The 14,326-nt window shown below is 63.2% G+C and carries 12 protein-coding genes and 2 pseudogenes; 6 read left to right on the forward strand and 8 right to left on the reverse strand.

From position 1 onward, the window contains the following. Positions 1 to 439: 439 nt before the first annotated feature. Complete coding sequence (locus FIV35_RS16025; protein WP_034098727.1) at positions 440 to 1,192, reverse strand: TetR/AcrR family transcriptional regulator; 753 nt, start codon at positions 1,190 to 1,192, stop codon at positions 440 to 442. 355 nt (positions 1,193 to 1,547) lie between these two features. On the opposite strand from FIV35_RS16025, the gene FIV35_RS16030 reads away from it, so the two are divergent. The 6 genes and pseudogenes from FIV35_RS16030 to FIV35_RS16055 all read left to right on the forward strand — a co-directional run. Further along, positions 1,548 to 2,252: an ABC transporter ATP-binding protein gene (locus FIV35_RS16030; RefSeq protein ID WP_034138592.1), complete on the forward strand. Its 705-nt coding sequence runs from the start codon at positions 1,548 to 1,550 to the stop codon at positions 2,250 to 2,252. Next, a complete protein-coding gene (locus tag FIV35_RS16035; protein ID WP_034138593.1) occupies positions 2,249 to 3,448 on the forward strand; it encodes an ABC transporter permease in 1,200 nt (399 codons plus the stop codon). The genes FIV35_RS16030 and FIV35_RS16035 overlap by 4 nt, the downstream gene beginning before the upstream one ends. Next, a complete protein-coding gene (locus FIV35_RS16040) occupies positions 3,441 to 4,919 on the forward strand; it encodes a TolC family protein (protein ID WP_034098732.1) in 1,479 nt (492 codons plus the stop codon). Before FIV35_RS16035 ends, FIV35_RS16040 begins: the two co-directional genes overlap by 8 nt. Beyond that, positions 4,909 to 6,153: an efflux RND transporter periplasmic adaptor subunit gene (locus tag FIV35_RS16045; RefSeq protein ID WP_083377855.1), complete on the forward strand. Its 1,245-nt coding sequence runs from the start codon at positions 4,909 to 4,911 to the stop codon at positions 6,151 to 6,153. The genes FIV35_RS16040 and FIV35_RS16045 overlap by 11 nt, the downstream gene beginning before the upstream one ends. Positions 6,154 to 6,295: 142 nt before the next feature. Then, a pseudogene (locus tag FIV35_RS16050) lies at positions 6,296 to 6,613 on the forward strand (HlyD family secretion protein); the annotation flags it as partial. 153 nt (positions 6,614 to 6,766) lie between these two features. Next, positions 6,767 to 7,072: pseudogene (locus tag FIV35_RS16055) on the forward strand (HlyD family secretion protein); the annotation flags it as partial. Positions 7,073 to 7,216: 144 nt separating this feature from the next. On the opposite strand, the gene FIV35_RS16060 reads toward FIV35_RS16055, so the two are convergent. From FIV35_RS16060 to FIV35_RS16090, 7 genes are read right to left on the reverse strand one after another with little or no spacing between them, the layout of a single operon-like run. Further along, the gene (locus FIV35_RS16060; protein ID WP_034138597.1) at positions 7,217 to 8,611 is read right to left on the reverse strand and encodes an FAD/NAD(P)-binding protein; all 1,395 of its coding nucleotides are present in this window, start codon (positions 8,609 to 8,611) and stop codon (positions 7,217 to 7,219) included. A gap of 12 nt (positions 8,612 to 8,623) precedes the next feature. Further along, positions 8,624 to 9,391 carry an ABC transporter ATP-binding protein gene (locus FIV35_RS16065; protein WP_034138598.1) on the reverse strand — a complete coding sequence of 256 codons (768 nt, stop codon included), beginning with the start codon at positions 9,389 to 9,391 and terminating at the stop codon, positions 8,624 to 8,626. Between the two features lie 3 nt (positions 9,392 to 9,394). After that, on the reverse strand, positions 9,395 to 10,735 hold the full coding sequence (locus FIV35_RS16070; protein WP_034138599.1) for an ABC transporter substrate-binding protein: 1,341 nt from the start codon (positions 10,733 to 10,735) through the stop codon (positions 9,395 to 9,397). A gap of 17 nt (positions 10,736 to 10,752) precedes the next feature. After that, positions 10,753 to 11,802: a branched-chain amino acid ABC transporter permease gene (locus FIV35_RS16075; RefSeq protein WP_034098743.1), complete on the reverse strand. Its 1,050-nt coding sequence runs from the start codon at positions 11,800 to 11,802 to the stop codon at positions 10,753 to 10,755. 4 nt (positions 11,803 to 11,806) lie between these two features. Further along, positions 11,807 to 12,688 carry a branched-chain amino acid ABC transporter permease gene (locus FIV35_RS16080; RefSeq protein WP_034138600.1) on the reverse strand — a complete coding sequence of 294 codons (882 nt, stop codon included), beginning with the start codon at positions 12,686 to 12,688 and terminating at the stop codon, positions 11,807 to 11,809. Continuing rightward, positions 12,688 to 13,458, reverse strand: a complete 771-nt coding sequence (locus FIV35_RS16085) for an ABC transporter ATP-binding protein (protein WP_034098748.1) — start codon at positions 13,456 to 13,458, stop codon at positions 12,688 to 12,690. Before FIV35_RS16085 ends, FIV35_RS16080 begins: the two co-directional genes overlap by 1 nt. Beyond that, positions 13,455 to 14,303 carry an AMP-binding protein gene (locus FIV35_RS16090; protein WP_034138601.1) on the reverse strand — a complete coding sequence of 283 codons (849 nt, stop codon included), beginning with the start codon at positions 14,301 to 14,303 and terminating at the stop codon, positions 13,455 to 13,457. The genes FIV35_RS16085 and FIV35_RS16090 overlap by 4 nt, the downstream gene beginning before the upstream one ends. Positions 14,304 to 14,326 lie beyond the last annotated feature (23 nt).

A 14,326-nucleotide genomic window follows, 5' to 3' on the forward strand; every position in this document is an offset into this window, starting at 1 on the left:
TCGACCCAGGGGAAGGCCGAATATGGGTGATCCAGGTCTTCAATTCGTCGCGGTTCAGGGCGTTCCAGGCTGGGTGATTGATAGGGCACTGGAAGCGACGCGGCGGGTAGACCGCCCGAGATCGAATCGTTCTCGGGGTCAAGGGGGGTGTCGGACATGATGAATCTCCTGGCTGGGAGCGCGCTCAGGACTGGCGCGTTGTGCAAGGAGAATCAAACCCCCATCCGAGTGGGGTGGGTAACTGTCAGAATTGACAGTGGCGACGAACGGCAGCCGTTGGCGTCACGTTGAAGTGATCAACAACTTCACACTTTCTCTTACAAATTTTTCACGCTTTATTCACATCCCGCGACGTAGGGTGAAGCCTCATCCGTTACAAATGTTGCACATCAAGCCCGCCGCCCCAGCGGGCTTTTTTTTTGCCTCGAAAAACTACCGTTCAGCGCGACGCTTTAGCGCTTGGCGCCGCAGCCTCTTCACGAATCGCGCGCTGGGTGTCCAGCACTTTGGCCAGGGCGGTTTCCGCTTCAGGGCTCTGCTGCGGTACACGGATCGCTGCCGAGACCAGGGTAATCAGTTTGGCCATGACTTCCGCATCGGTAGCCGGACGGCCGAGGCTCATGGAATTCATCAGCAGGCGCAGCTCGGTGCCGGCCATCACCCCAGAGATCGCCTTGAGAGCAAATTGCAGGCGCACCCCCAGCTCGTTGCGCGGTAAATCCGGCAAGGCCAGGGCGAAGGCTTCGAAGAAGCGCTGGAACACCGGTTGGTAATGCACTTTGAGGTATTCCTGGATAAACGGCGACGTATCGCTGTAGACGCGCCCCAGGAACCGAATGAACGAGCGCCCTTCTCCACTGGCCGGGTCGCTGCGCTCCAGGCCCATGGCCGGAGCGAAAAGCACGCCGAGCAAGGTGTCGCAGTCCAGCGGGCCATCGGATTCGGCTTCGCAACGTGCCAACAATTCCAGACGCTGTTCGTTGAGCGGTTCCAGGCGCTGCATCAGCAGGGTTTTCATCAGGGAATCCTTGTCCCCAAAGTGGTAATTCACCGCAGCCAGGTTGACCTGGGCACGCTCGGTAATCTGCCGTAACAAAACCGCGTCATATCCGTACTTGATGAAGAGAGCCTCTGTCGCATCCAGCAAGCGAGTCTTGGTAACGTTTGGAGCGCTGAGTTTCTTCGCGACCATTAGGGATCCCACGGAAATATTGTTTTAAAAAATAATTTGATTTTTTATACCGGGGCCGTCGTGCGAAAGCAAGCTGTGACACCTTACCGTGGCATTCAAAACCTTACCGGACGGCTACTTGAGGGCAGACTGAAGGCGTCGGGGCAACCTGCTGAGGATGTGGGGAAAATCATTTCAAAGGGTAAAACCGCTCTATATCCATGGCTGGCGAAGCCCAGGGAACGCGGTTAGTATTCAAACAATATTTTAAAAACAAGAAATTAAACCAGTCCGTAACCCGTACCTGTCACCCGCGAATTTGTTACAACGCTTTGCTTGGGGATCAGGCACCGTCGAGACTGAAGGCGTAGTCAAGATGACAGGCAACTCCACGCTCCCAGGCTTGATTTCCTTGCACGGCATCGGCAAACGCTATCAATTGGCCGGGCAGGAACTGTCCATTCTCAACGATGTATGCCTCTGCATCGCCCGTGGCGACAGCTGCGGCATTCTCGGTGCCTCCGGTTCCGGCAAAAGTACCCTGCTCAACATTCTCGGCCTGCTGGACCTGCCCAACTGCGGCCAGTACCACTTCGCCGGCCACGATATTTTCAGCGCCAGCCCCGACGAACTGGCGGCGATCCGCAATCAGCAGATCGGTTTCGTATTCCAGAGCTTCAACCTGCTGCCGCGCCTGAGCGCGCTGGACAATGTCGCCCTGCCCCTGAGCTATCGCGGCGTGTCGCGCCATGCCTCGGTGGAACAGGCCCTGCGCATGCTCGAACAGGTGGGCCTGGCCGAGCGCGCCCACCATCGCCCCGCCGATCTTTCCGGCGGCCAGCGCCAACGCGTGGCCATCGCCCGCGCGCTGGTGGGCAACCCGTCGGTGATCCTCGCCGACGAACCCACCGGCAATCTCGACAGCGGCACCGCTCAGGACATCATGAACCTGCTGCTGGCCCTCAACCGCGAACAGCAGGTCACCCTGGTCATCGTCACCCACGACCCGCAGATCGCCGAGCGCCTGGAGCGCAAGATCCTGGTGCGCAACGGTGTGGTGCAAGAGGTTGGGCGCCTATGAGCCTGCGGGTCGAGCAAAGCCTCAGCCAGCTGCTGCATGAAGCCCTCGTCAGTCTGCGCACCCTGGGCAAGCGCTCGATGCTGGCGCTGCTGGGCATCGTTATCGGCAGTTCGTCGGTGGTGGCGCTGATCAATATCGGCCATAACGCTTCGGTGGATGCCGCCTTGATCTTCAAGGACATGGGCACCGACACCCTGGTGGTGCAATTCCCCCCCAAGGGCAGCGCTAACGTGCCGATGCGCACGCACTTGGACCTGGACGCCGTGCGCCAGGCCGTTCCGGGCATTGCCCATATCGGCGCGCTCAGCCTGTTCAGCGGGCCCATTGTGTTCCATGGGCGCAGCGTCAACGCCAACTTCGTCGGTAGCACGCCGGATGTCGCTGCGGCGATGCGCCTGACCTTGCAACACGGCCGCTTCCTGTCGGGCTTCGATGTCAACGAAACCTACGCCGTGATCGGCGCCGACGTTGCCCAGGCCCTGAGCGCGCCGGGGGATCCCTTGCGGCTGGGGGACCGCGTGCGCATCAACGACTACCTGTTTCTGGTGGTGGGCCTGCTGCAGCCCCAGCCACGGGCGATGCTGATGCCGGTGCAGCCCGGCGAGTCGCTGTTTCTGCCCGCCGAGGGCATGCGGCGCATCTACGCGGCGCCGCAGATCAACAACCTGATCATCCGCGCCGCTGTCGGCCAGGACATGGAACACCTGGCCCGGGCCGCGGCCGACGCCCTGCGCGCCCAACTCACCGAGCACGATGTCGACATCCAGGTGCCCCAGCAAATGATCGATGGCATGACGCGCCAGAGCCGCACCTTCGCTTACTTGCTGCTGGCCCTCGGCGCGATTTCCCTGATCGGCGGCGGCGTGGGCGTGATGAACGTGATGCTGATGAATGTCTCGGAGCGCCGCCGCGAAATCGGCATCCGCATGGCGCTGGGCGCGCGGCAGCGAGATATTCGCAATCTGTTTTTGCTCGAAGCGGTCACCCTCACCGCCGTCGGCGCCCTGTGCGGCGCGGTGCTCGGCATGACCGCCGCCTGGTTGTACGCCTGGTTATCGGGCTGGGTGTTCGACCTGGCGGCCGCCGCCCTGCCCTTGGGGGTGGGCAGCACATTGTTGGTGGGCCTGTTTTTCGGCATTTACCCGGCGGTCTCGGCGTCGCGGTTGCAGCCGGTGGAGGCCCTGCGCGATGAATAGATGGCTGCTGTGCCTCGCCCTGATCAGCCTGCCCGGCATGGCGGCCGACGTGGTCATCAAACCCTCGGCGCCCAGCACCACCCGCAGCGGCTACGACCGAGGCGTCTCGCTGAAAGCCCAGATCACCGACCTGACCCTGGGCGACGCCGTGTACCTGGGCCTGCGCAACAATCCAGCGATCCGCAGCGCTTACCTGCAACGGGTGGCGCAGAAATTCGACTTGCGGGTCGCCGAAGATGTGTTCAACCCCAAGCTGACCCTCAACAGTTCCTATCGCAGCACCCGCGGTTCGGTCGACAACGCGCGCAATGCCAATGTCACGCCGTCCAGCAGCCTGCTCGGCGAGTACGGCACGCGCCTGAGCATGTCCTGGACCCAGCAACTGAACAACGCCGACCGCGCCGGCCGCTACCGCAGCGATGGCCTGGACCTGGCGATCATCCAGCCGCTGCTGCGCGGTGCCGGCTGGGATGCCACCACCGCACCGCTGCGCCTATCGCGCCTGGCGGAACAGGCCAACCGCCTGAACCTCAAGGCCACCGTTGCGCAGACCATCAGCCAGATCATCGCCACCTACCGCGAGCTGCTGCGCGCTCAGGAACAATTGAGCATTGTGCAGGATGCGCTCAAGCGCTCCGGCACCTTGCTGGAAGTCAACCGGGCCTTGATCGGCGCCGGGCGCATGGCCGAGTTTGAAATCGTGCAGACCGAAGCCGATATCGCCACCCAGCAACTGGGCGTGGAAGAAGCGCAGAACCAGCTGGACACCAATCGCCTGGCCCTGCTGCGCCTGCTGGCGCTGGACCTGTCCACGCCGATCCGCGCCACCGAAGCCCTGGAGGCCCGGCCCATGCAAATCGACAAGCGCCAGGCGTTCAACCTGGCGCAGACCCAACAGCCGGAATACCTCGCCGCCCTGCTCGGCAGCCAGCAAGCCGACCTCAACCTGGTGATCGCCAAAGACTCCGGGCGCTGGCAGGTGGACCTGGTGGCCGGCGCAAACCAGATACGTGACACCTACAATAACGACGCCGGCAGCAGCAATAACCGCACATGGGACAGCTATGCCGGCGTGCAGGTGCAGATCCCCATCGGGGATATCAGCACCCGCCAGGCCGAAGTGCGCGCGCGCGTGAATGTCGAGGACCAGCAGGTGCGCATCACCGACGCCCGCCAAGAGCTGGAGCGTAGCGTCAACGATGTGGTGCGCGACCTGGGCACACGCTGGCGCCAGTATGAAATCGCCCAGCGCGCCGTGGAGCTGTCGCGGCGCAAGATCGAGATCGAACGGGAAAAACTCAGCGCCGGGCGCTCCACCAACTTCCAGGTGTTGAGCTTCGAGACCGACTTGCGCAACGCTGAAAACGCGCAGCTCAACGCGTTGATCGCTTATCTGAACGCCCAGACCCAGCTCGATCTGACCCTGGGCATGACGCTGGAAAGTTGGGAAATTGCCCTCAATGACTACTAATCGAAAAGCCCTGCTGGGCGCTGTGCTGATCCTGCTGCTGGGCGGCGTGGGGCTGGCCCTGCGCAGCCCGGCCTCCGCTCCCGACGGCACGCCCGAGCAGTGGCTGGCGGTCAAGCCCGACGCGCTGGTGCATGAGATCGGCCTGGTGGGCAAAATCGAGCCCGACACCACGCTTGTGCTCACCGCGCCGTTTGACGGCAATGTGCAGGCCAATCTGGTCGAGCAAGGCCAGCGGGTCGAGGCCGGCCAGGTGTTGCTGCGCATGGACCCGGCCACCCTCGAAGTGCAATTGCGCGATGCCCTCTCCGCCCAACTCAAGGCCCGGCGCACCGTGCAGGAAATGCAGGACTGGGACAGCAGCCCCACCGTCAGCCGCGCCCGCCGCAGCCTGCGCACCGCGCAGATGAGCGCCGACAACACGCAGCGCAAACTCACCGAAAGCGAGAATCTGTTCAAACGCGGCATCATCCCACGCAACGAACTGGACGACCTGCGCCAGCAAGCCCAGCAGCAGCAATTGGACCTCGCTTCGGCCCGCAGCGAACTGCAACAGGCGCTGGAACAGGGCAAGGGCGAATACCGCCAGATCGCCGATATGGAGCTGACCAACGCCACCGTGAAATACGAAGCCCTGCGCACCCTGCTTGCAGCCCAAGAGGTGAAGGCGCCGTTCTCCGGCATCGTGGTACCCGCCCCCGGCAACAACGCCCCGGCCGGTGGTGGCAACGCCAACGCGCCGATCCAGGCCGGCAGCAAGGTCAGCCAGGGCCAGGTGCTGTTTGGCTTGGCGAATATCGAACGGTTAAAGATCGTCGCCAAGGTGTCGGAGCTGGATATCAACCAACTGCACCAGGGCCAGGCCGTGGAAGTCATGGGCGACGGGTTCGACGGCGAACGGCTGAAGGGCTCCGTCAGTGTGGTCAGCGGCCTGGCCATCGCCAGCGACACCCAGGGCAGCGCACAGTTTCCGGTGACCTTGTCGATCCCCACACTCACCCCAGAGCAGCTACAGCGGGTGCGGTTGGGCATGAGTGCGCGGCTGACCATCGTCACTTACAACAATGAACAGGCAATCGTGATTCCCAGCCAGGCGATTGAGCCGGACATGACGGTGGCGTACCGCGAGGCGATGGATAAACCAGTGCAACGGGTGAAGGTCACCACCGGCCAGTCGACGGCGCAAGGGGTTGAGGTGTTCGGCCTGAAGCCCGGCCTTGTGAAAATCTCAAAATAAATGAAGAACCACTGTGGGAGGGGGCTTGCCCCCGATAGCGGTGGCTCAGTCAAGAATTGGCCAACTGACACACCGCCATCGGGGTCAAGCCCCCTCCCACATTAAGTCCTTTGTCAGCTTCTATTAGACCTCTGTCAGCTTCGTGGTCAGCGGCCTGGCCATCGCCAGCGACACCCAGGGCAGCGCACAGTTTCCGGTGACCTTGTCGATCCCCACACTCACCCCAGAGCAGCTACAGCGGGTGCGGTTGGGCATGAGTGCGCGGTTGACCATCGTCACTTACAACAATGAACAGGCAATCGTGATTCCCAGCCAAGCGATTGAGCCGGACATGACGGTGGCGTACCGCGAGGCGATGGATAAACCGGTGGAACGGGTGAAGGTCACCACCGGCCAGTCGACGGCGCAAGGGGTTGAAGTGTTCGGCCTGAAACCCGGCCTTGTGAAAATCTCAAAATAAATGCAGATCCACTGTGGGAGGGGGCTTGCCCCCGATAGCTGTGGCTCAGTCAAGAATTGGCCAACTGACACACCGCCATCGAGGGCAAGCCCCCTCCCACATTAAGTCCTCTGTCAGCTTCTATTAGACCTCTGTCAGCTTCGTGGTCAGCGCCTGGCCATCGCCAGCGACACCCAGGGCAGCGCACAGTTTCCGGTGACCTTGTCGATCCCCACACTCACCCCAGAGCAGCTACAGCGGGTGCGGTTGGGCATGAGTGCGCGGCTGACCATCGTCACTTACAACAATGAACAGGCAATCGTGATTCCCAGCCAGGCGATTGAGCCGGACATGACGGTGGCGTACCGCGAGGCGATGGATAAACCGGTGGAACGGGTGAAGGTCACCACCGGCCAGTCGACGGCGCAAGGGGTTGAGGTGTTCGGCCTGAAGCCCGGCCTTGTGAAAATCTCAAAATAAATGAAGAACCACTGTGGGAGGGGGCTTGCCCCCGATAGCGGTGGCTCAGTCAAGAATTGGCCAACTGACACACTGCCATCGGGGGCAAGCCCCCTCCCACATTAAGTCCTCTGTCAGCTTCTTTTAGTCCTTTGTCAGCTTCTGTTAGACCGCTGCCAGCTTCGAGGCCAGGGCTTTGGCTTGCAGCGCCACATCCGTCACTGCCGTGCTCTCCCACCACATTCCGCGCAACGGCGGGCCCATGGCGAACAATCGCGCGCTGACCTGGCCCTGGGCATCCAGCACCGCCCCCGAGACATCCGCTGCGATGCCCAATGCCAACGGCCCGGGCTGGATCAACCCGCGCTTGAGCAACTGCTGCGGCAAGGGCCGGGCTACGCGGCGCCAGTCGTATTCGATGCCGCTGGAGTTGATCAGCGCCGCGCCCGTCACTTGAGTGAGCGTCTGTTCGCCGCGTTGGCGCACCGCGATGGTGACGCCGCTTTGCGCGGGCACCAGCCCCTTGAATGACGCCGCACGAATACGCAACCGCCCCTCCTCATGCAAACGCGCCACTAGCTGCGCGCTCAGCGGCGGCGAGCGGTGGTGATGACTTTCCCACCACGGCCGCACATGGCGCACGAACTGGCGCTTCTCGCGCTCGCTGGCCTGGCTCCAGAGACGGCCGATATGGACACGCACGGTGTCCAGCGGCGCTTGCCAGTCGATGCCCTGGGCCTGCGCGATGGTGCATTGGCGACGCAGTTCGCGCAGCAGTTGCCGAGGGCTGCGCAAGGCCGGGTCGGCAGCCAGGAAGTCGTCCCAGGCCGGCGGTTGCCGGCGCACATGGGGCAACAGGCCATGGCGCGAAAAGATCTCGATGGGCCCGCGATGCCCGGCCTGTTCCAGGGACACCACGGCGTCCACCATGGTCAACCCGGAGCCAATAATCAGCACCGTCGAGCGTGGATCCAGGCGCCTCATGGTCGCCACGTCCCATGGGTCGACCGCCGCCGCGTTGACGCCGCTGGAGTGGGTCTGCGGCGTGCGCGCCGCCGGGAACATGCCGGTAGCCAATACCGCAAAGTTACCGCGCAACCGCTGGCCGTTATCGAGGGTCAGCAGGGTTGAATCCGCATCCACCTGCACGTCGATCACTTCGGCCCTGACATGCTCCACCGTGGACGCCGAGCGTGCCTTGGCCTCGGCCAGCCGCTGCTGCGCATACACACCAAATAGCCCGCGCGGCGGGAACAGCTCGCTGATCGGCACCGCCTGCTCGGCCGACTCCGGCCAACCGCCGGCCGCGATGTGTTCGGTGAGCCACTGCGTGAGGTCGTCGGGGTTGTCCGGGTCCACGCTCATGCGCGCGGCGTTGCCGTTGAGGGTGTGGCCCAGTTCGACCGCACTGTAAGCCTCGCCCCGACCCAGTTCGGCGCGCGGTTCGATCACCAGGATCTGGCGCCGACCGGGCAGGCGCAGCAGTTGTACGGCCAGCATCGTGCCGCTCAGGCCGCCGCCGATGATCAGCACATCAGCGTTGCGGGTGGATTCCGTCATGCAGGTTCGCCCTTACTGTTTACCCAGGTAGATGTCATGCAGGTCGCCGCGCGCCCGCAGTTCAGCGGCACTGCCGCTCAAGGCCACGCGCCCAGTATCGAGCACATAGCCATGGGCCGCATAGGTGAGCGCGACGTTAATGTTCTGCTCGGCGATCAGGAAGCTCACCTGCTGTTCGCGGTTGAGCTGCGCAATGATCTCGAAGATCTCCTGCACGATCATAGGCGCCAAACCCATGGACGGCTCGTCGAGCAGTACCAAAGTAGGACGGGTCATCAACGCTCGGCCGATGGCGACCATCTGTTGCTCGCCGCCGGAGGTCAGCCCGGCGCGGGTGTGGCGCTTGGTCTTGAGCCGTGGGAACCAGGTGTAAATGCGCTCCAGGTCCTGGGCCATGGCCTTGCGGCTCAAACGCCGCACAAAGCCGCCGCTGCGCAGGTTGTCTTCCACGCTGAGCTGGCCGAACACATGGCGGCCCTCCAGCACATGCACCATGCCCTGGCGCACGCGCTGGTTGGGATCAATGCCGGCCAGGTCCGCACCGGCATATTCGATCACCCCCCGGCTGACCTCGGCGCGCTCGGCGCGCACCAGCCCGGAAATGGCCTTGAGGGTGGTACTCTTGCCGGCGCCATTGGCACCCAGCAAGGCGACGATGGCGCCCTTGGGCACGCTCAGTGACACCCCGGCCACCGCCAGGATCGCGCCGTCGTAGACCACCTCGATATCGTTGACAGTCAACAGCGCCGGGCTCGCCGACACACTGGCAGGTTGGTTCATGGCTTATTCATCCCCGGTGCAGGCGCGTGGCGTCAGGCCTTTTTCCTTGGCGAACGCGGCGGACTTCTCGTCGATCAGCGGGCGCAGCAGCGCACGGTCGGCGGCGATCCAATCGCTGATCAGCGTCCAGTTCGCACCGTCCCATTGCTGCACCCGCGCCGAGCCGCCACCTTCGTGATCGCGGCACGACAGTTTCAGGTTCTGCATCAGGCCCAGGTAGCCCATGTCTTTCAAGCGCGCATCGTCGATGTTCAAGTGCTCCAGGCCCCAACGCCCCTCTTCGCCGTTGAGCGGACGCTTGCCGAACTTGGCCTGGGCGGTGCGGATCGCCTCGACCGCCACGGCGGCGTTCACCAGGCCGGAGTTGTAGTAGACGCTGCCGAAGTTCTTCAGGTCCTTGAGGTCGCTGTGGCCTTTGTCGAGCACGTATTGTTTGAGGCGTTTGTGAATCTCGAAATCCGCCCCCGCCGGGTACGGTGTCAGCGCCAGGTAACCCTTGGCGGCGGCGCCGGCAGGCAGCACGTCCTCGCTGGAGCTGGCCCAGATATCGCCGATGATATGGTCCACCGGAAAGCCGAAGCGCGCCGCCGTCTTCACCGCCACCGGCGTGGACACGCCCCAGGTACGCAGGAACACCCAATCCGGGTTGGCCTGGCGCACCTGGCGCCATTGCGCGGACTGTTCGTTGCCCGGATCGGCCACCGGGATCTGGATATTTTCAAAGCCGTATTTTTCCGCCAGCAGCTTCAGCGGGCCGAGGGTTTCACGTCCGTAGGCCGAGTCGTGGTACACCGTGGCAATCTTCTTGCCCTTGAGTTTGTCGAAACCGCCCTCCCGCTCGGCGATGTAGTTCACCAGGCTCGATGCCTCGCTGTAGAAGGTCAGCATCACCGGGAAGTTGTAGGGGAATACGGTGCCATCGGTGGCCTCGGTACGCCCGTAGCCGAGGGTGATCAATGGGATCTTATCCACCTCGGCCCGCTCGCTCAGCGCATAAGCCGCTGGCGCGCCATTGGGTTGGTACACCGCGACCGGGGCGCCATCCAGACCGTTTTTAAAGCGCTCGTAGCACTCGATGCCTTTCTCGGCGGTCCACTCGGTCTCGCATTCCTGCCACACCAGTTTCACCCCGTTGATGCCACCCTCGACCTCGTTGATATAGCGCAAATAGTCGATCATCCCGGCCCACACCTGCACGCCGCTGGACGCGTAGGCGCCGACACGGTAAGTAGCCAGCGGGATAAATTGCTGGTCCGGGGACGCCACCGCCGGGGGCACGCTGGTGGTGAACGCAGCCACGGCTAACGCGGCGCCGGCCAGGGATTGTTTGAAGGATGCACGCATAGGAAGTTCTCTTGAGGTTAGAAACGCAGCGGCCACTGGCGCAGCCGATCGCGAAGGGTGTGCAACAGGCGAATCAAACCGTCGGGTTCCTTGATCAGGAACACGATGATCAACACGCCAAAGATGATTTTCTGCAGGTTCTGCAACTGCCCCGCATCCACCGCGCCACCGAACAGCGCCTGACCGGCGTGGCTGAGGAAAATCGGCAGCAGGCTGATAAACGCGGCGCCGACAAAGTTGCCGGCGATACTACCCATGCCGCCGATAATGATGATGAACAGAATCTGGAACGAGCGATTGATATCGAAGCTGCTGGCGCTGGCCGTGCCCAGGTAAGCGAAGGCCCACAGCGCCCCGGCGATGCCCAGATAGAACGAGCTGACCGCAAACGCCAGGCGCTTGTAGCGCGCCACCGGAATGCCGATCACAGCGGCGGCGGTGTCCATGTCGCGGATCGCCATCCAATTGCGCCCCACCTGGCTGCGCACCAGGTTCACGGCCGTCCAGGTCAACAGCAACACGCTGACCAGGGTCAGCCAATAGCGGCCCAACGGGGTGTTGAGGTCATGGCCGAACAACGTCAGAGCGGGCGCGGAAATGGTGCCGGATGAACCGTAGTTGTAGAACCAGGGAAACTTGACGAACAACCATTCCAGAAAAAACTGCGCGGCCAGGGTAGTGACCATCAGGTAGAACCCCTTGATCCGCGAGCTGGGCAAACCAAACAGCAGGCCCACCAGCGCGCTGATCACGCCGCCGCCGAGCAACGCCACCGGCAGGCCCAACTCAGGCAAACGCAGTAAAAAGCCATAGGTGGCAAACGCACCGACCGCCATGAAGCCCGCAGCGCCCACCGAGGTCTGCCCGGTGTAGCCGGTCAGCAGGTTCAGGCCCAGACCGGCCAGGGACAACACCAGAAACGGGATCAAAATCGCATTGAGCCAATAATCATTGCCCCACAGCGGCACCACGATAAAGGCCAAGCCCAGCAAGCCGATCAGGCCCCAGGGCGCACGCCGCTGGATCAGCAACAAGGGCGCGGCGTGTTCAACGACAGGGATCGACATAGGTTCAGACTCGCTCGATGGCGCGCTCGCCGAACAGGCCGGCGGGACGCATATACAGGAAGGCCAGGGCCAGGACATAGGCGAACCACGGCGTGATGCCGCCGCCGATCAGCGGGCCGATGTACACCTCGGCGAGGTTCTCCGCGGCGCCAACGATCAGCCCACCGACCATCGCCCCGCCAATCGAAGTGAAGCCACCGATGATCAACACCGGCAACGCCTTGAGCACCACTAGCGACAGCGAGAACTGCACGCCCTGGCGCGCCCCCCACAGCAGCCCCGCCACCAGCCCGACCACACCGGCCACCGCCCATACGATCTGCCAGATGCGGTTGAGGTGGATGCCGATGGACAGCGCCGCCGTGGTGTCATCCGCCACCGCCCGCAACGACACGCCGATGCGGGTCTTGTTGAACAGCAGCGCCAGCACCGTCACCAGCACCCCTGCGGCAGCCGCGGCGACCAGGTCAAACTGGCTGAGCATCAGCGGCCCGACAAACAGCGGCACGTCGTCGATCCCGAGATCCAGCGCGCGCACCTGGGAGCCCATCAGGCCCTGAGCCAAGCCTTCGATAATGAACGACAGGCCCAGGGTGGCCATGAACAAGGTGATTTGCGAACGGTTCACCAGCGGCCGCAAGACCAACCGTTCGATAAGCAACGCGCCGCCAATCATCACGATGACCGTCAGCAGTAACGCCAGGGCAAATGGCACGCCCTGGTCATGCAGGCTGACAAAAGTCAGCGCGGCAAACAGCAGCATCGCGCCCTGGGCAAAATTGAACACGCCGCTGGCCTTGTAGATCAGCACGAAGCCGATGGCGACCAGCGAATACAGGGTGCCGGCGAGCAGGCCGCCGAGCAGGGTTTCAAAGAAGAACGTCATCAGTGAACGACTCCCAGGTAGGCCGCGATTACCTCGGGGTTGGCCTGTACTTGGGCGGGCGTGCCGTCGCCGACCTTGCGCCCGTAGTCCAGCACCACCACATGGTCGGACAGGCCCATGACCACACCGATATCGTGTTCGATCAACACCACCGTGGTGCCCAGGTCGCGGTTCACATCGGCGACAAAGCGCGCCATTTCCTGTTTTTCCTCGGCGTTCATGCCGGCCATGGGCTCGTCCAGCAACAACAGGCTGGGCTCGGCGATCAGTGCGCGGCCCAATTCCACGCGCTTTTGCAGGCCGTAGGACAGATTGCCCACCAGCACATCGCGGTGGGCTTGCAACTCTAGAAATTCGAGAACGCCCTGGCCGCGCAGGCCAAACGCCTCGGCTTCGCGTCGCGCCCGGGGTAAGCCCAGGGCCTGCTCGATAAAGGTGCTGCGCATATACCGCGACAGACCGGTGAGGAGGTTGTCGAGCACGCTCATTTTTTTGAACAAGGCGTTGTTCTGAAAGGTGCGACCGATACCCCGGCGTGCCGCCCCCAAGGGGTCGATGCGCTGGAAATGCTGGTCGTCGAATATGATCTCGCCGGCATCGAAGCGGTATACGCCGTTGAGTACATTGAGCAGCGAACTTTTGCCGGCGCCGTTAGGGCCGATCAACGCGCATATCTCGCCGCGCTGCACGTCGAACGACAGCCCGCTGATCGCCTTGACCCCTTTGAACGACAGCGAAATATCCCGCACTTGGAGGATGGCTTGGCTCATGCGCTTTTCCGTTTGAATTCGGCGAGCCACGTTGGCTCGACATTGGACTTGATGGGTTGCCAGATAGACGTCAGGCGCTGGAAGCCCAACAACCGGCGCACGCGATTTTTCAGCACACGACGCAGGCCACTGCGGGCATCCGCGATGGCCCACTCACACAGGCGCCGACGCCAGGTGCCGTGGGGCGCAAGGCGGCTTTCGATGTCGTCGGCCACCTGTTGCAAACGCGCCGGCGATAACAGCAGCCCCGTGGGCGCGACTTCACTGCGATCACGTCGCGCCGACGCCGGGTTCTCCGGGAAGGCCAGGCCGTGGCCGCTGTGCAGCCATTGCTCCAGCACCACCGCCAGACCGTCTTGCCACTGGGTACTGTCCTCGCTCCACAGCGCGGTTTCGGCTGTGGGTTGCCACCAACGCTGCAGGTGCTGCGCAGGGTCAACCGGGCCGAGCAGTTGGGCAAAGTCCAACCGCTGGGTAAACGCCCAATCGGGCTGGCGACCTTGCACGTAGACGTGGCTGGGACGGATACGCCATAGCTGTTGTTCCAGCGCCTGGGGTTCCAGGTTGTCGGGAAGCGTCAGCACCTGACCGCCGACGGACTGGGCCGCCAACGCCAGCAACAACAGGTTCGGCTCAAACGCGCCACTGAGCACCAAACGAGACTGATCGCTCAAACCTTGCTGGCGCAAACCATCGGCCAGCCGTTCTACGTCGCGCAGGGCGTCGATCCAGCGCCACGCGTGCCACAGGCCCTGACGCTTGTGGCGCAGGGCAATGTGCAGCGGTGTGAGTTGTGCCCAGTGGCGCAGGTGTTCCAGAAGAGCCTTGGGTTCGTGCACGCTCATAGGGGGTTGCTCCTATTGGGGTG

It is taken from the genome of Pseudomonas rhodesiae (genome assembly GCF_007858255.1).
Classification (GTDB): domain Bacteria; phylum Pseudomonadota; class Gammaproteobacteria; order Pseudomonadales; family Pseudomonadaceae; genus Aquipseudomonas; species Aquipseudomonas rhodesiae.